Annotated in this window: 20 protein-coding genes; 8 read left to right on the forward strand and 12 right to left on the reverse strand. The window is 34.0% G+C overall.

Going from position 1 to position 17,001, the window contains the following annotated elements:
* Nucleotides 1–67: 67 nt before the first annotated feature.
* The 7 genes from mgtE to serS all read right to left on the reverse strand — a co-directional run bounded on the left by mgtE (nucleotide 68) and on the right by serS (nucleotide 6,492).
* Complete coding sequence (gene mgtE, locus RT99_RS04410) at nucleotides 68–1,417, reverse strand: magnesium transporter (RefSeq protein ID WP_042563528.1); 1,350 nt, start codon at nucleotides 1,415–1,417, stop codon at nucleotides 68–70.
* On the reverse strand, nucleotides 1,401–2,186 hold the full coding sequence (gene rsmA / locus RT99_RS04415) for a 16S rRNA (adenine(1518)-N(6)/adenine(1519)-N(6))-dimethyltransferase RsmA (RefSeq protein ID WP_042563631.1): 786 nt from the start codon (nucleotides 2,184–2,186) through the stop codon (nucleotides 1,401–1,403). Before rsmA ends, mgtE begins: the two co-directional genes overlap by 17 nt.
* A 63-nt stretch (nucleotides 2,187–2,249) precedes the next feature.
* Entirely contained in the window at nucleotides 2,250–2,726 is a 477-nt protein-coding gene (locus RT99_RS04420; protein ID WP_042563529.1) for a nucleotidyl transferase AbiEii/AbiGii toxin family protein, read from the reverse strand.
* Nucleotide 2,727: 1 nt separating this feature from the next.
* On the reverse strand, nucleotides 2,728–2,913 hold the full coding sequence (locus tag RT99_RS04425) for a hypothetical protein (RefSeq protein ID WP_042563530.1): 186 nt from the start codon (nucleotides 2,911–2,913) through the stop codon (nucleotides 2,728–2,730).
* 64 nt (nucleotides 2,914–2,977) lie between these two features.
* Nucleotides 2,978–3,289, reverse strand: a complete 312-nt coding sequence (locus RT99_RS04430; RefSeq protein ID WP_042563531.1) for a DUF4286 family protein — start codon at nucleotides 3,287–3,289, stop codon at nucleotides 2,978–2,980.
* A gap of 76 nt (nucleotides 3,290–3,365) precedes the next feature.
* Complete coding sequence (locus tag RT99_RS04435) at nucleotides 3,366–5,147, reverse strand: tetratricopeptide repeat protein (RefSeq protein ID WP_042563532.1); 1,782 nt, start codon at nucleotides 5,145–5,147, stop codon at nucleotides 3,366–3,368.
* Nucleotides 5,148–5,220: 73 nt separating this feature from the next.
* Nucleotides 5,221–6,492: a serine--tRNA ligase gene (gene serS, locus RT99_RS04440; protein WP_042563533.1), complete on the reverse strand. Its 1,272-nt coding sequence runs from the start codon at nucleotides 6,490–6,492 to the stop codon at nucleotides 5,221–5,223.
* A 396-nt stretch (nucleotides 6,493–6,888) separates the two neighbouring features.
* On the opposite strand from serS, the gene RT99_RS04445 reads away from it, so the two are divergent.
* A complete protein-coding gene (locus RT99_RS04445) occupies nucleotides 6,889–7,500 on the forward strand; it encodes a DapH/DapD/GlmU-related protein (protein ID WP_042563534.1) in 612 nt (203 codons plus the stop codon).
* 105 nt (nucleotides 7,501–7,605) lie between these two features.
* Here the strand turns inward: RT99_RS04445 and RT99_RS04450 are convergent, their stop codons facing one another.
* The 3 genes from RT99_RS04450 to RT99_RS25255 all read right to left on the reverse strand — a co-directional run bounded on the left by RT99_RS04450 (nucleotide 7,606) and on the right by RT99_RS25255 (nucleotide 9,104).
* Nucleotides 7,606–8,172, reverse strand: a complete 567-nt coding sequence (locus tag RT99_RS04450) for a hypothetical protein (protein ID WP_042563535.1) — start codon at nucleotides 8,170–8,172, stop codon at nucleotides 7,606–7,608.
* Between the two features lie 150 nt (nucleotides 8,173–8,322).
* The gene (locus RT99_RS04455) at nucleotides 8,323–8,865 is read right to left on the reverse strand and encodes a hypothetical protein (protein WP_042563536.1); all 543 of its coding nucleotides are present in this window, start codon (nucleotides 8,863–8,865) and stop codon (nucleotides 8,323–8,325) included.
* A gap of 71 nt (nucleotides 8,866–8,936) precedes the next feature.
* Nucleotides 8,937–9,104, reverse strand: coding sequence for a hypothetical protein (locus tag RT99_RS25255; protein WP_165587175.1), 168 nt, complete (start codon nucleotides 9,102–9,104; stop codon nucleotides 8,937–8,939).
* Between the two features lie 241 nt (nucleotides 9,105–9,345).
* Here RT99_RS25255 and RT99_RS04460 point away from each other — a divergent pair, with 241 nt between their 5' ends.
* From RT99_RS04460 to RT99_RS04480, 5 genes are all read left to right on the forward strand, one after another.
* On the forward strand, nucleotides 9,346–9,858 hold the full coding sequence (locus tag RT99_RS04460; RefSeq protein WP_042563537.1) for a hypothetical protein: 513 nt from the start codon (nucleotides 9,346–9,348) through the stop codon (nucleotides 9,856–9,858).
* A gap of 14 nt (nucleotides 9,859–9,872) precedes the next feature.
* Nucleotides 9,873–10,262, forward strand: a complete 390-nt coding sequence (locus RT99_RS04465) for a hypothetical protein (RefSeq protein ID WP_042563538.1) — start codon at nucleotides 9,873–9,875, stop codon at nucleotides 10,260–10,262.
* Nucleotides 10,263–10,370: 108 nt separating this feature from the next.
* Complete coding sequence (locus RT99_RS04470; RefSeq protein WP_042563539.1) at nucleotides 10,371–10,817, forward strand: protease complex subunit PrcB family protein; 447 nt, start codon at nucleotides 10,371–10,373, stop codon at nucleotides 10,815–10,817.
* 14 nt (nucleotides 10,818–10,831) lie between these two features.
* Nucleotides 10,832–11,113, forward strand: coding sequence for a hypothetical protein (locus RT99_RS04475; RefSeq protein WP_042563540.1), 282 nt, complete (start codon nucleotides 10,832–10,834; stop codon nucleotides 11,111–11,113).
* A 128-nt stretch (nucleotides 11,114–11,241) separates the two neighbouring features.
* Nucleotides 11,242–12,144, forward strand: a complete 903-nt coding sequence (locus tag RT99_RS04480) for a PhzF family phenazine biosynthesis protein (RefSeq protein WP_042563541.1) — start codon at nucleotides 11,242–11,244, stop codon at nucleotides 12,142–12,144.
* Nucleotides 12,145–12,183: 39 nt separating this feature from the next.
* Here the strand turns inward: RT99_RS04480 and RT99_RS04485 are convergent, their stop codons facing one another.
* Both RT99_RS04485 and RT99_RS04490 read right to left on the reverse strand, forming a co-directional pair.
* Nucleotides 12,184–13,317 carry a DinB family protein gene (locus RT99_RS04485; RefSeq protein WP_042563542.1) on the reverse strand — a complete coding sequence of 378 codons (1,134 nt, stop codon included), beginning with the start codon at nucleotides 13,315–13,317 and terminating at the stop codon, nucleotides 12,184–12,186.
* Between the two features lie 160 nt (nucleotides 13,318–13,477).
* Entirely contained in the window at nucleotides 13,478–13,705 is a 228-nt protein-coding gene (locus RT99_RS04490; RefSeq protein ID WP_042563543.1) for a CDGSH iron-sulfur domain-containing protein, read from the reverse strand.
* A 485-nt stretch (nucleotides 13,706–14,190) separates the two neighbouring features.
* Here RT99_RS04490 and metG point away from each other — a divergent pair, with 485 nt between their 5' ends.
* Nucleotides 14,191–16,248, forward strand: a complete 2,058-nt coding sequence (gene metG / locus RT99_RS04495) for a methionine--tRNA ligase (RefSeq protein ID WP_042563544.1) — start codon at nucleotides 14,191–14,193, stop codon at nucleotides 16,246–16,248.
* 248 nt (nucleotides 16,249–16,496) lie between these two features.
* Nucleotides 16,497–16,772, forward strand: a complete 276-nt coding sequence (locus RT99_RS04500) for a hypothetical protein (RefSeq protein WP_042563545.1) — start codon at nucleotides 16,497–16,499, stop codon at nucleotides 16,770–16,772.
* The last annotated feature ends 229 nt before the right edge of the window (nucleotides 16,773–17,001 follow it).

Genomic DNA, 17,001 nt, shown 5'->3' on the forward strand with positions numbered 1-17,001 from the left:
CAGCCACAAATTACGCAGATTTTACAGATCTTAAATCACTGTAATCTATTAATTTGTTGCAAAAAACTTAGAATCCAAGAATCAGTTTTGCTACTCCAAAGTAGAGCATAATTCCAAAAACGTCATTGGTTGTTGTAATAAACGGACCCGTTGCAATAGCAGGATCAATTTTATTTTTATGAAGAAAAAGCGGTACTAAAGTTCCTAAAGTCGCTGCGAACAAAATCACTACGATCATTGAAATCGAAATCGCAAATCCTACTAAATATTGTTGGTACATAATCGAATGATAGCCTAACAAAAGCAATGAAATAATACTTCCGGAAATCATCGAAACGGTAATTTCCTTCGTAAAATAACCACGGCTAAATTCCTTTAAAGTTCCGTTTGCCAAACCCTGTACTACGATAGCAGAAGCCTGAACCCCAATATTTCCGGCTGTTGCCGAAAGCAAAGGCACGAAAATAATTAAAGTAGAATGGAGTTTAAAGATCTCTTCATTTCCTTTCAACACAAAAGAAGCTACAATTTCGATTACCATTCCAATTAAAAGCCATGGTAAACGTGCTTTTGTTAATTCAAGAACACTGTCATTAGATTCAACGTCTTGTGTAATACCTGCCGCCAACTGGTAATCCTTATCGGCTTCGTCCTTGATTACGTCTACGATATCATCAATGGTAATTCTACCAACTAAACGGCCCAATTCATCTACGACCGGAATGGCTTCCAAATCATATTTTTGCATGATACGCGCTACCTCAACATCTTCGGTATCTACGTTTACGAAATTTAATTTTCGAATATAAATATCACCAATTTGAGTTTTGGTTGATGTTGTCAATAAATCTTTAAGTGATAATCTTCCTTTTAGGCGATTTTCATCATCAACAACATAAATAGAATGTACTCTTGACACGTTTTCGGCCTGAATACGCATTTCTTTCACGCAAGTTAGTACATTCCAATTTTCATTGACTTTTACTAACTCTTTTCCCATCAAACCACCGGCAGAATTTTCGTCGTAACGCAACAAGTCAACAATGTCTTTTGCGTGTTCAACGTCAAGCATTTCAGAGATTACTTCTGCTTTGATTTCCTGCGAAAGTTCACCGATAATATCCGCTGCGTCATTGGTTTCAAGCTCATCAAGCTCTTCTGCAATTTCTTTAGGCGAAAGTCGGCTTAAGATATTTTCACGCAAATCATCTTCAAGTTCCAGAAGAATTTCTGCTGTTTTATCACTATCTAAAACCCTGAAAATATAGGTTGCTTCGTCGAAATCCAGTTCATCCAGAATTTCGGCAATATCGGCATGGTGCAGATCGTTCAATAAAACTTCAAGTTCCTTGTCGTTTTTCTGAACAATATGCTCTTCTAATTGGTGTATTAATTCTTTGCTAACTTTGAACTCCATCGGCTTCTATTTTTTGAGTCAGTTCAATAAATTCTTCTACACTAAGTTGCTCGGGACGTTTATCAAAGATAGTGTCTAATCGCAAATCATCAGTTAAATTTAATGTTTTCAAACTGTTACGTAATGTTTTTCGTCTTTGCTGAAAAGCAGTTTTCACCACAGTAAAGAACAACTTTTCGCCACACGGAAGACTATAATCTTCCTTTCGGGTCATTTTCATCACACCCGATTTCACCTTGGGCGGAGGAATAAAAACATTTTCGTCAACAGTAAACAAATACTCGGTAATATAGAAAGCCTGTGCTAAAACGGATAAGATTCCGTAAGCTTTAGATCCTTTTTTCTCGCAAATACGTTCTGCTACTTCTTTTTGAAACATTCCTGAAAACTCAGGAATCTGATCTCTGAACTCTAAAGTCCTAAAAACGATCTGAGTCGAAATATTGTATGGAAAGTTCCCAATTATAGCAAATTGTTTGTCTTTGTAAACCTCATTGATATTGTATTTCAGGAAATCCTGAGAGATAATCTTATCTTTTAATTTTGGATAATTTTCACCTAAATACACGACAGATTCTCCATCAATTTCAATTACGTGTGTATTTATTGGTTTATCAAGCAAATACTTAGTCAACACACCCATCCCTGGTCCTATTTCTAAAACCTCATCGTATCCTTTTAAGCTTAAAGTATCTGCAATTGCTTTTGCGATGCTTTCGTCTTTCAGGAAGTGTTGTCCTAAATGTTTTTTGGCTTTTACTTTTTCCATTTTATCTTTTATTTGCCGCGAAGGACTATGTTTTTTTGCCACGAAGGCACTAAGACGCAAAGTTTATTTTTTATTTATTTCTCTGAGTTGTTGAATATCTAATAAATCCTTAGCTCTATTAGCTTTAATTTTACTAGTAATCAAATCTTCTAAAGACAGAATATTCCATTTTAAAAATGTCTTATCATTAACCGTTGTTTCTTCACTGTCATTATAAGCTTCTTCGAATGATTTATTCACTGAAAACTTTGTAATTAATTCTAAATCTAAATCAACTGGAGAAAACTTAATTGATATATTTTGTTCCTGCTTCTTTACATTTTCAGGAAAATCGTCAATTTCATATCCCATTTCGTTAAAAACAAGCACTAATTTTTTAAAATTTTCATCTGTTGTTTCAATCCAAAAATCAACATCAGCAGAATGTCTTTGATAACCGTGAAAATTAACAGCTCCTCCTCCAACCATAAGCATTCTAACTTTATGCTTGTTTGCTAAGGCAATAAACTCATCAATGTTTTGATCCCACAATTTCGACATCTTATTTTGATTTAATAACAATCAGAAAATTGTCTTTATTTTTATCTATTTTATTTTTTACAGGAAATTTACTTATTCTCTCACTTAAACGCAGAAAACTATAAACCCGTTCAATCTTCGACAACTTCAAAAAATCCTCTTGCTGTTGTTTATTACTTTCTTCTTTTGTTTGAAATCGAATTTCCATAATAATTTATTTTAGCTGAAACTGATCCCGATAGCTATCGGGAGAGACTGAAAACTGAGAACTATTAATGTTCGGAAATAACCTCCAGCTCAGTTCGGAAAGAAAGCATTTTATCTGCAAATAACTCCAAAGCTTCTCTATCAAATTTTGGTTGTTCTTCCAGATAATACTTCTCTAAGGTTTCTTTGCTGTCTGTTGTATATTGAACCGAATACGTAATTCCACCCATTTCTTCTTCAATTAAAACCCTAACAATTCTTGCTGAAGAAAATTTTTCTGTTGCCAGAATTTCCGGTATGTGTTTTTCCTGCATCCATTTTAACCATTGGTCGTGAACGCTTTCGTGTATATTGGTGGTAACGTTGTAAATAATCATTTTTCTTGATTTTAGATTGTAGATTTTAGATTTTAGATTCTTGTAGAAATCTGAAATCTAAAGTCTGAAATCTGAATTATAAATTTTTGTCTCCTCTTAACTCGCGGTATTTTTTTCTGGCATCAACAAAGTAAATACTGTCCTGATGATTAAAAATTACCTTCTCATATAATGGCTTTGCCTTTTCTACATCTTTCAATTCATCGTTGTAAATTTCTGCCGAAAAAAACAGGGCTTCATCTACGTAAATTCCGTCGCTATGATTGTCAATGATTTGCTGGTATTGGCTTAAAGCCGAATTATAATCTTTCTGACTTTCATAGATTTTACCTAAACGCAACATTGTTACAGCTTCAATTTCCTGTCCTTTAAACGACTTTAGAATGTTCTGAAACTGCGCAATTGCTTCCGGTTTTTTATTCTGATAAATTAAAAAATCGCCTTTGGCAAATTGCTTTAATGCTGTTTGTGTCGAATCAGCAACCGTATTATCGTTTATCAGTAAAAAATATTCAAGAGCGTCATTGGCAATCAATTGTGTGCTTGCTGATTTTAATTCTTTAAATTGTTTTAAAGCCCATTCAAAATCGGTTTTAAAATAACTTGTTTTTGCGGCTTTCAAACTCGCTTCGTGCGACATTACATCATTCTTTAAATCCAACTGAATTTGCGAATAATAAATCAACGCCTGATTGAACTTTTCTTCCAAAAGCAAAATATCCGCCAATTCCATTTTGGCATCTGCTCTTTGATAATCATTTAAATTGAGATCTAATGCCCTTTTTAAAATCGTCTTGCCTTCTTCAGGTTTTTTCAAATTAAAAGCCAGGAAATGCGCCTGAATTATTTGCAAAGATAAGCTAAAAGGAGTTATATCATAAGTTGCGAGCAATTGTTGCAATTCGGTATTGATTAACGGATAATCTTTTTCCTGTGCATTATCAATTTTGATCTGCATCAAATAAGCATTCGTCTGAATCAATAAATCTACATCTTTGGTATTTTGCAGAATAAAATTCAGGATTTCAGTTGCTGTTTCGTCGTCATCTTCATTCATCGCAAACTGACTTAAATTAACGATACTCATCAAAGATTCCGGTTCGCGCTTGTAAATCGCTTTTTCCTGAATAAAGGCTTTACCAAATTCTTTCTGCTGAACATAAAACCAACTCAAATAGTGATTCCAGAAAACATCCTGATCTTTTTGGGTTTTCAGGATTAATGCTTTTCGCATGGCATCTTTAAAAGCCGTATTGTCTGTTTCACCCTGCATAAAGCGGGACAATTGCGTTTGAATCAAATTTGAATTCTGCGGATTTTTATAGGATTCTGTCAATAAAAGATCAATCATTGTATCGGTTTTTCCTAACTGACCGTACAACATTCCTATTTGAAAATTAAAATTGTAGTTAGGCTGAACCTGCATTGCTGTTTCATACGCTTTCAAAGCATATTCCAGTAATACTTTTTTCTCGAATGAACTTCCAATTCCGTAAACATCATTCGGACTTGTTTTGATTTTTTCGATTGCCTGTTCGTAATAACTTTTGGCTTTTGAATCGTTTTTTTGAAGCTGGTAATTATAACCCAATTCCACTAAAAAAACACCTTGTTTGTAGCGATTGTATCTTTCCTGAATTACTTTTTGAGCAACATCAAATTGCTGTAATTGCTGGTAAGATTCGACTGTTCTTAAAAAATATTGGGTGTTGGATGGCGAACTGTTTAAAAGCTGTTCGTAAGCTATTTTTGCTTTCTCGAAATCGCCTTTATCGTAGTAATATTGAGCCAATTGCTCATTTTGGGATATTGCAAAAGTCGACCACAACAAAACGATATAGATAAAGGTGTTTTTCATATTTCAGTTTTTTTAGTCGTGGGTTTTAGAAAACCTGACGGGTTTTTAAAACCCATCAGGTTTAACTATAAAGTTAATCTATAATATCAAATCCGCAGTAAGGGCGTAAAACTTCTGGAATTACGATTCCTTCCGGTGTTTGGTAATTTTCTAAAATTCCGGCCAAAACTCTTGGCAAAGCCAATGAACTTCCGTTAAGTGTGTGTGCCAATTGGTTTTTTCCGTCCTTGTCTTTGAAACGTAATTTCAAACGATTGGCCTGGAAAGTCTCAAAATTAGAAACTGAACTAATTTCTAACCAGCGATCTTGTGCTGTAGAAAACACCTCAAAATCATAAGTCAAAGCCGATGTGAAACCCATATCGCCACCACATAAACGTAAAACGCGGTAAGGCAATTTTAATTCTTTTAAAATATCTTTTACGTGCTCCACCATTCCGTCTAATGCCGCATAAGAATTATCCGGGTGTTCAACGCGTACGATTTCTACTTTATCAAATTGGTGCAAACGGTTTAATCCGCGAACGTGCGCTCCGTAAGAACCTGCTTCACGACGGAAACATGGCGTATAAGCCGTATATAAAACCGGCAATTCAGTTTCGCTTAATAAAACATCTCTAAATAAATTCGTAACCGGAACCTCAGCAGTTGGAATCAAATATAAATCATCAATTGTTGAATGATACATTTGCCCTTCTTTATCCGGCAATTGACCTGTCCCGTAACCTGAAGCTTCGTTTACCAAATGCGGAACCTGAACTTCATTATATCCTGCAGCCGTATTTTTATCTAAAAAATAATTGATTAAGGCACGTTGCAAGCGAGCTCCTTTTCCTTTATAAACCGGAAAACCTGCGCCTGTAATTTTTACACCTAATTCAAAATCGATGATATCGTATTTTTTTACCAATTCCCAGTGAGGCTGTGCACCTTCGTGCAAAACCGGAATATCACCTTCCTGAAAAACATTCAAATTGTCGTCCGGAGTTTTTCCTTCGGGAACAATATCAGCCGGAAGATTTGGTAAAGTGTATAATTTATTGGTTAATTCGACAGCCAAAGCTTCTGCTTTTTCGCCCAATTCTTTGCTTTTTTCTTTTAATGAAACGGTTTTTTCTTTTAAAATTGCGGCTTTAGATTTCTCACCCGCTTTCATTAATTCGCCTATATCTTTGGACAATTTATTAGATTCGGCTAAAGTATTGTCTAATTCTACTTGTGTTGCGCGACGGGTTTCGTCTAGTTGCACCACTTCTTCCACAACGCTTTTAGCATCGATATTTCGTTTTGCTAAAGCCTTGATTACTTTTTCCTGATTCTCTCTAATAAATGCGATTTGTAACATAGCTTGATTTTTATAACTATTGTATTTTTTTATAATGGAAGCAAATTTAATGAAATGTTTGCTAAGAATACGACAAAGTTTAAGAGTAAAAGTTATTTTAAGGGTTATTCCGCAAAGATTCGCGAAGGTTTTCCACAGAGATACACAAATTTTTTTTGTTTTTCAATTGCTATTTCCAACGGATTAAAATCCGTTAGTACAAATGAACCGTTCTTCCGGAACTTTTACAAGCAAGAGCCTTAGGCTCGATTTATTTTGTAGGGATGGATTTTAATCCATTCAACATTAATAAAAAACAAAAAAACTTTGTGTATCTCTGTGAAATTCTCTGCGAAACTTTGCAGAATTTATCCATGAAAACAAAAGAATTAAGTAAATTGCAGTTAAAAAATTACAATGATTCATATCGACGATTTTATCGAAAATTTCTCAGCAACTTTCAAAGATTCCTCTTCATCTGCACCTTGGGAAATCACCAATGATCTTAAAAACAGAATCGAAAAAATGATCTCAAATTTAAGTGATGATTTTGTGATTGAAAATAATATTGCCATTCATAAAACTGCAGTTATAGAAAACAATGTAACTATAAAATCGCCCGCAATTATTGGCGAAAATTGTCATGTTGGAGCAAATGCATATTTTAGAGAAGGTGTTTATTTAGATAAATCAGTAAAAATTGGTCCGGGTTGCGAAATCAAAAACAGTATTATTTGTTCAGAAACTGCTGTTGCACATTTTAATTATATCGGAAATAGTATTATTGGCCGAAATATTAATTTTGAAGCCGGTTCGATTGCAGCAAATCATTACAATGAAAGAGCCGTTAAGAAAATCTCGGTGCTTTATAATTCGGAAATAATTGAAACCAACTCTGATAAATTCGGATCGCTAATTGGCGATAATTCCAGAATTGGCGCCAACGCCGTATTATCTCCGGGAACAATTTTAACTAAAAACTCGATTGTAAAAAGACTTGAATTGATTGAGCAGGTTGTAATGAAATAATCTTCTAATGTAAAACAGAACTGCAACTAATGTGAATTTAGCTTTCATGATTTTCTGTTTTATTGCGCATTAATCTTAGAAACTTAATGTTTCTATATCAAATATTTATTCAACATTAAATAATCGCAAAATATAAGAAAGCTCATAAACAATAAAAAGTATAGCCAAAACGGTATGAAAAGATTTATTATGAACTCTAATCGCAATTAGACAAAGCAAAACATGGCTTATAATTCTAACATAATATTCTGACTGATTGTACAAGAAGTAATTACCACCTTTTATTGCCGTATCAATCATATCTGCAATAAAGCTAATGGCGAGAACGGCAAAAAACCAATTCTTTCGTGAATAGAAATAATCTTCATATCCGTTATAATCGACCAAATCATCAGGATATAAAATCGCACACAACAAGTAATAAATTAGAATATAACAAATGATGAAAAAGTAATCGACAAAATACCATTCCTGAATCAGTTTAAGATTAAACTCCCACCACCAAAAATGTATAATCAGCAAAAAAACATAAAACACCCAAAGCGAGTGTACAAAATAAATTTTCTTTCGTCCCGGATGCTGAATAAAAATCACAGATCCTTTTATGAGATGCGTTAAGCTCAATCCCAGAATAATACCTATAATTGATTTGATGTGTGTTAGTTCTTCCATAAAATGATATCAATTTTATAAAGAACTAAAATTAACTCAATTATTTGAAAAACAATTATTTATGAAGATAATTTGCCACAAAGTCACAGAGTCACAAAGTTTCAAATTTCTTTGCGTCTTCGCGACTTTGTGGCAATTGCAGCAAAAAAACTAAGCTCTCTTAATCTCATGTCCCACATATTCCTCTAAAGCTGCAAACATATCATCAACAGAAAGCACTTCAAAATCTGGGTGGTTTTTAAGAAAATTAGCATTGAGCGTAACAAGGTTTTCTTCCAATTCATAAAAAGTATCGCTATTCAATGAATCGCGAACTGGGTTTACACCTTCTAATTTGCCTTTTAAAAATTTCGCCAGCTTTACGCTGCTCATCAATTTGACTTTCTTGCTTTGTTGCTGAAACAATTCCAAATGTTTTTCGGCACCAATTAAAGCCAAACCTTCTTCAATAAGTTCGTTTAGTTCTTTATTCCAACCTGATTTATAGACAAATTGAGCAAAGTTTCCTTCGGCATATTGCGACCAGTAATAATCCAGATAATAACTCATCAAAGCATCTTCATGAATAAATTCGTCATCAACACCTTCTTCACGCATTAAATTGATCACCGAAATATTTGAGTGAATCACATCCTGAAGATTTTCACTGTTCATTGCCGTTTCAGAAACTATTATTCTACCGAATTCCTCCATTATGTTTTGTTTTGATATTTTGAATTGCAAATTTCGATTAAATAAAAACAGAAAAGAAATACAATCTGATTTTATATAACGTCGTCTTCTGAATTCTTCTTTTCATTCATTTTTGCCACTAAAGCTTTTAATCGCAAGGCACGTTCCTTCTTTTCCTCCTGAAGTTTAGCTTTTTTCCTGTTGAGCAATTTGGTGTGCAAAGCCTTGTTTTTGGTGTTTTTTTCGGGTCCTTTTGCCATGATTTCCGTTTTTTACTTGGTTTTGCAAATTTCGTGGAAATAATGATATAAACGATAATATTTTTTTTGGCGTTCCCTTCGGTCGGGCTATTCGCTCCAAGTCCTCGCACTTCCTTCGTCAGGCTGTGGGCTATCCGCTACTATCCCTAACGCATTCAGGTTTCATAAGAAATATAAATTTTGCGAGATTTTTTTGAATTAAAAAAGAGTATTTTAGCTTAATATAATCCATATCTTGATTATGATTAAAAAATACTTCACCATAACTATTATAGTATTTATCTTTTTGAGTTGTCAAAAAAGAGATTCAAACATACCTCAAAAAATAGATGAAATTGAATTTTCGTATGTAAGTAGTAGAAGAATTCCTTTTAGTGAAGTAAAAATCAAAATTGCAAAAATGCCAACTAATGATAGTGCAACTGTATTTGTACAAACCAGACCAGCATCAAATGACCCTAAATGGGAATACAGCAAAATTGAAAAATTCATGAAAATTGACCTTAAAAATTTTGAAAAATTTGCTAATGCAGTCTCTTCTTTAGATAAAATAGACATAGACAAAGCCTACGCAGAAGGAAATGATGGTAGTACTTGGCAAATACAATTTGGCTCAAAAGGAAAAAATAAAAGTTACTCTTTTTGGTCTCCAAATTATAATACAAAAGAAAGAGGACTAACTACATTCGTAAATTTATCTGAACAAATTATAGAAGTTTCTAAGTTTAAAAAAGAAGAAATACTTGAAAATTAAGCAAACGAAATATCATGAAAATATATTTAAAAATTTTAATCTTTTTATTTTTCACAAACCTAAATATTTCTGCTCAAAATTCTGACTTCGAAAAACAGGCAATAAATATTGCTTGGCAAACAACTGATAGTTGGCATAAGTCAGATACAATAATTTTAAAAAAACACATTAAAACCGGTATATATTTTGATGGCTTCAAAGTTGCGTTTTATGACGATGGAATATTAGTAACTTCATATATGGAACCATTTATGTTGGATGGCGGATTTTTTGAAAAAAGACAGGTAGGAAAATGGGAAAAAGAAAATGATCTATTGTCTACATCTATAAAAATTGTCCGAAATCGAAGTAAGTTTAAGATTTTAAAAGTAACTAAAGAGAATTTAGTTTTACTTATACTATAACATTTATATTAAACGCTACTAACGCAACCTTTCAAAAAAACAAACATCTGTTTACAAGGAGATTACTACGAGTATGAAACCAATTCTCATCACTTAAAACCAAAAACCATGAAACAGATTATTACCATTTTAAGCATTTTATTTGTGTTTGCGAGCTGCGACAACGATGATTCACAAAACGGAGATTTAGAATATTCAGTAATTCTTCAGGGAGATCGTTTTAACGGAAATTATGATAATCCAAAAGAAAATCTGGTCATAAAAGATCAGCAAACTTGGACCAGCTTAATCGGAAAAATGGCTTTTCTTAGCGATACAAATTCTTATTTTCCTGATGCAACTATTGATTTTACAAAATATCAGGTAATAGTTGTTATTGATGAAGTGCGTCAATATGGTGGTTATTCTATAGACATTACCAAAATTACACAAAACAATAATAGTATATTTGTTACTGTTGAACAATTAAAACCAGGAGGTATTAATGCCGTCATAACGCAACCTTTTCATATTGTTAAAATATTAAAAACAGGAAAAAAAGTGGTTTTTAAATAAATAACCAAGACCAAATGAATCTTCTAAAAAATCTAACACCATTTTTTATAATAGGAATGATCTCTATTATTGCAGGTTTGATTTATGCCACAATTCTAATAACCGGGAATTCTGCACAAGATGGATTAATGGGAATTTATATTTTGCTGGGTTTAATTCCGCTTTGTCTATTTATGGTCCTTGATCGCTTTCTCGTTAAGAAGTTTGGAAACCAAAAAGTAAATAAAGTTGAGTTTTCCATTTTGTTATTTATGCTGTTTTTATGGATTTTAAGACTGATACTAAACATGTTATAATCTTTTTTAAAATTTAAAATATTACTAATCAAGACGTAGCAAATATTTAACAGTATTAGTTGTAACTTTGATTGGCAAAAAAATACTAACTTTCAAAGTAAAGGATCCAATCAAAAAAAAGATAAATAATGGAAAACAGAACCACCTTACAATACTACGTTTTAGATGTATTCTCTAATAAAAGTTACAAGGGAAATCCGTTGTCGGTTGTTTTTACAAATGGTGATTTAGACTTAGAAGTGTATCAAAATATCTCAAAAGAATTTGGTTATTCTGAAACTTCTTTCATTTATTATTCTACAAAGAAAAAAGCGTTAAAGGTTCGCTCCTTTACGCCTACCGGAATTGAAATCGACGGCGCAGGACACAACTTATTGGGTGCGGTTTGTGGTGCTTTGCTAAAAAAAATGCCCATTTTTGAAGAACAAAATGAAAGTGATCCATTTGTGATCATGAAAAATTCGCCAATACCTTTAACCGTAAGTTTTGATCCGGTTACGCAATATCCGGTGGTGCAAATGCATCAAAAATCGGCAGTGATCAAGCAAGAAATTCCAACTTATAGAATTGCCGTAGCACTTGGTTTAAAAATCGAAGATCTAGATGTAAATGCTTTTGTACCCACAATTGTCAAAACAGAAGTGGCGCATACGATGGTGCCTATAAAAAACAGTCAAATACTTAATAGCTGTATTCCGGATAACCAACTTTTAATAGAGATTTCAAAAGAATATAAATTTGAAGGATTTTATTGTTTCACTCCTGCTGATGAAAATCAGGAACATATCGTCGAAACGAGATTTTTTAACCCTATAATAGGAATAAATGAAGATCCTGCAACAGGAACGGCAGCCGGTCCTTTAATTGGTTTTTTAACTCAAAAGAAATTCACTAAATCAGACAAAGAATATAAAATTCTGCAAGGTGTAAAATTAAAACAGCCTTCGCTGATTGAAGTTATGAATCGTGAAGAAGATATTCTGGTTGGCGGTTCTTCGATTATTACGATGAAAGGTGAACTTTATATATAAAAAAAGCGGCATTAAATGCCGCTTTTTTTATCCCAAATTTTATTTCTTAATCTCTTGTTCCAATACTTTTTGCATTGGTTGTTCCTGAGGCGGAATTCTTTTCTTCAAGAACAAAATTTGCCCTAAATGACTTGACTGATGTTCCATAACGTGAAACCAGCAATACTGATTGCTTATATCGTATTTCATTTGAACTTCGGCAAACCATGCATCATCTCTTTTCTTTAATTCCGAAATGGTTTTGGCTCTTACTTCATTATAAATATCCAGATAATATTGAATATCATGCCCTTTAAATTCATCGCGCGCGCCCTGATCGAGGTTTAAAGCAGTTTCCCATTTTTTCTTCTCTTCTTCGTTAAATTCTCTGTTTTCAAAAGTAAAAACCTGATAGTATTTTTCGGCTGCAGCCAAATGCATTACAAGCGCTCCAATTCGGTTGGCTTTTTCATCATGCAAATAATCAATTTCGTATTGATCCATATTTTTAACCGTTTCTTCAACACGATCTTTAAGGTCTTCAAGCATCGAAATCATGTCGGCAATTTTTGGAGAAGCGCCTTCAACATTTCCTATTTTTCCGGTTTCTTTTATTACAATACCTTTTCCTTCAAGTAGTAATGAAAGTTTACCATCTACGCTTGATTTATCGGAAGAAATGGTAAATTCCTTAACCTTAACATTTTTTTGTTTAGAATTGCCTAAATTCCAATTTGGAATATCTGTATTGGTCGCAAGCGTTTCAAAACTTGAATTTAAAATGGTTACGGGTTCAAAAACTCCTTTTGCATTTTCGATAAACAATTGAAATTTATCAAAATAAAACTTTCCGTTTGCTTCACAAACTCCTCCAAAATTCAATGTTTTACTGTTTTCATCAATTGTTCCTTCTACAGTATACGATTGCCATTCTTTTGATTTTATGGGTCTGTCATACATATTATCAGAGAAGCCATCTTCATCATTTTTGTTAAAAACCCTTGCGGAAATCCCTGCCCAGGCTTTTGGATCGTTAGAATCTACTTTTGCCGAAGCAATTACTCTAAACTTTTTTTTGACCGGAGTTTGAATCTCTATGGTTTGACGAAAAGCCATCCATACGCTCGAAATAACTCTTTGTTGAGCTTGTGCCGAAACAAAGCTTAAAAAGAGAAATAATACTACTTTTTTCATTTTTGAAGGTTTAACATTTTTGTGTAAATATATATTGTTTTTTAAGAGTATAAAAAAATTATTTACTTGAAAATTCTTTCAAAAAAGAAATTATAACGCAACAAAAAAGCTGCATGAAATCATGCAGCTTTTTTATATTCAAACCAGAAAAACAGAATTCTTAGTTCGTTTTCATTGGCGGTAAATCGAATGCGATTGAATCGTGTTCGAAATTATTACGGTGTCCTCCATCGCAGAAAGGTTTGTTTGCAGATAATCCACAACGACAAAGCCCTAATGCCGATCTTCCTTGAAGTCCGTAAACAGTTCCTTCTGAATCCATGATTTCAAAATCACCTTCGATTTTGATTGATCCGTTTTTATTGATGATTAATTTTGTCTTGCTCATAAAATTGTCTTTGTTTTTTCATCGCAAAGGTTGCAAAATAAATTCTGAAGATTTTAATTGGGACGCTAGTTTAAACTGGTTCTATTTTATGGAGGTTTTATCGCGGAGATTTTTATGGATTGGGTTGAAATAATCGCGCAAAGACGCTAAGTCGCAAAGGTTTATTTTTGAATAGATTAAAATCCATCCCTACAATGCCCAGAGCCGAAGGCTCTCTCGAAAAAGTTCCGAAGGAACGATTTATTTTGTAGGGCTGGACTTCAGTCCAGTCTAAATAACGCAAGAAATTCCGTAAAGAATGTCGTCAATCTTTGTCGAGCTGCTCGCGAAGATTTCTCGTTCCTCGAAATGACAAACTGTACGATTAATCATAAGCTTCAAATTAAACTCTGCGACTTTGCGAGATTAAAAATTCTCCGCGAATCTCAGCGCAATAACAAAATCTCAATTCTATTGCTTATTTTTGCACTCAATAAAATTGAGTTATGATACAGAATCCAAAGAGATATACTATTACGGCGGCATTGCCTTACACCAACGGACCTATTCACATTGGGCATTTGGCGGGGGTTTACGTACCTGCAGATATATATTCGAGATACTTGCGTTTGCAGGGAAAAGACGTTGCGTTTATTTGCGGAAGCGATGAACATGGGGTTGCAATTTCGATGAAAGCCAAAAAAGAAGGAGTTACGCCACAAGAAGTTATTGATAAATATGATGGAATTATCAGAAAATCATTTGCTGATTTCGGAATTTCGTTTGATAATTATTCTCGAACTTCGGCTAAAATTCATCATGATACGGCTCAGGAATTCTTTAAAAAACTATATGATAACGGTGATTTTATTGAAGAAGTAACCGAGCAATTGTACGATGCAAAAGCAAATCAGTTTTTGGCAGATCGTTTTGTTGTGGGAACTTGCCCTAGATGCGGTAACGATGGAGCTTACGGAGATCAGTGCGAAAATTGCGGATCGACTTTGAATGCTACGGATTTGATTAATCCAAAATCGACCATTACAGGAGAAACTCCGATTTTAAAAGCTACAAAACACTGGTTTTTACCTTTGGACAGATATACTGATTTCCTTACTGAATGGATTTTGGTTGGACATAAAAGCGACTGGAAACCTAACGTGTACGGACAAGTAAAATCATGGGTTGATGGCGGATTGGAACCTCGTGCGGTAACACGTGACCTTGATTGGGGAATTGATGTTCCGGTTGAAGGTGCCGAAGGGAAAAAATTATATGTTTGGTTTGATGCGCCAATTGGGTACATTTCATCAACAAAAGAATGGGCAGCGCGCGAAGGAAAAGACTGGGAACCGTATTGGAAAGATCAAGACACAAAACTGGTTCACTTTATTGGGAAAGACAATATTGTTTTTCACTGTATCATTTTCCCTGCGATGCTTAAAGCCGAAGGAAGCTATATTTTGCCGGACAATGTGCCTGCAAATGAGTTTTTGAATTTGGAAGGAAATAAACTTTCGACTTCTAAAAACTGGGCAGTTTGGTTGCACGAATATTTAGAAGAATTTCCGGAGAAACAAGACGTTTTGCGTTATGCATTAACTTCAAACGCTCCAGAAACTAAGGATAATGATTTTACATGGAAAGATTTCCAGGCGAGAAATAACAACGAATTGGTTAATATTTTCGGAAACTTTATTAATCGTGTTGCTGTTTTAGTTAACAAAAATTACGACGGATTTATTCCAACACCAAATGAATTTACAGAAGTTGACGAAGCCGCTTTAGCAGAATTAAAAGCGTATCCGGCTGTAATTTCAAGTTCTGTGGAGCGTTACAGATTCCGTGAAGCTTTAGGCGAGTTAATGAATGTTGCTCGTTTAGGAAATAAGTATCTTGCTGATGAAGAACCTTGGAAAGTCATAAAAGAGAATCCTGAGCGTGTAAAAACTCAATTATATGTAGCTTCACAAATTGCTGCCGCTTTGAGCATTTTGGCTGAACCATTTTTACCTTTTACTGCGGCTAAATTGTCAAGAATCCTGAAAAATGAAGGCAAATTAAAATGGAACGATGTTGCGGAGAATTCAGATTTAATTCCTTCTGGACATCAAATTGGTCAGAATGAATTGCTTTTCGCAAAAATCGAAGACGAAGAAATACAAAAACAAATAGATAAATTGGAAGCTACAAAAACAGCTAATCTTGCCGAAAACAAACAACCGGAACCTCAAAAAGAATTAATTCAATATGAGGATTTTTCCAAAATGGATTTGCGCGTAGGAACCATCATTGAAGCAGAAAAAATGCCGAAAGCCAATAAACTTTTGGTTCTAAAAATTGATACCGGAATTGATGTTCGTACAATTGTATCTGGAATTGCCGAAAGCTTTTCACCAGAAGAAATCATTGGTAAACGTGTTACCGTTTTGGCCAACTTAGCGCCAAGAGCTTTACGCGGTGTTGAAAGTCAGGGAATGATCTTAATGACTACAAACGCCGAAGGAAAATTAGTATTTGTAAATCCAGATACTGATGCGCCTAATGGTGAAACTATAAACTAACTTTTTTGTGAAAGGTTAGATGTGAAATGTTAAAACATGGGAATTTTCTCATGTTTTTTCTTTTTAGCCAAGTTTTTAGTTGTACATTCGTCTCGACTAAATATTTGGAAACTTTAGATAAAAACTTATTCAAAGTTAACATAAGCGAACCCTCGCCAAGGTGCTGGAACAGGAAACTGTCCTAAATCTATCTTTCAGATATTTAGTCACACCTAAAGCGAGGGTTTCGTGCGTTTAATATTTTCGATATGACTAAAGAAAATGAAAAAACATCGGAGCCAGATGTAATAACGGCAATGGCAAAATTTCTGTCAGACCTTTGGTTTGAAGATGATTTTAGGGATCAACCGGAGCATTTGTCCGAAATTTTCGAGACAATTCTGTTAACCGAAATGGGCGATGACCAAGATCTTCGAATCAAAATGGTAGGTTCTATTAGAACCAGTAAATTGTTGGCAAATGCGCTTGGTCCTTTTTCGGATACGGAAATCAACAATGCCTGCAAGAAAATCATGAATGCATAATACCACCCAAAAACAAGTTTAATCCTGATCTTATTATTAAGCATAATTTGCAATGTGCCGTTAGGCACTAGATATTGGTAGAAAACATCAATTGGTAAGAATTTAGCGTGCCGTAGTACGCCACATTTATACCTAATTTCGTACCTACGGCACTCCAACGAATTCAAACCTGTTTTTTCTACCAATATCTAGTGCCTAACGGCACAATTCTCCTTTGTGTTTATATTTC

The sequence above is a fragment of the Flavobacterium sp. MEB061 genome (assembly GCF_000834715.1).
GTDB classification, from domain to species: domain Bacteria; phylum Bacteroidota; class Bacteroidia; order Flavobacteriales; family Flavobacteriaceae; genus Flavobacterium; species Flavobacterium pectinovorum.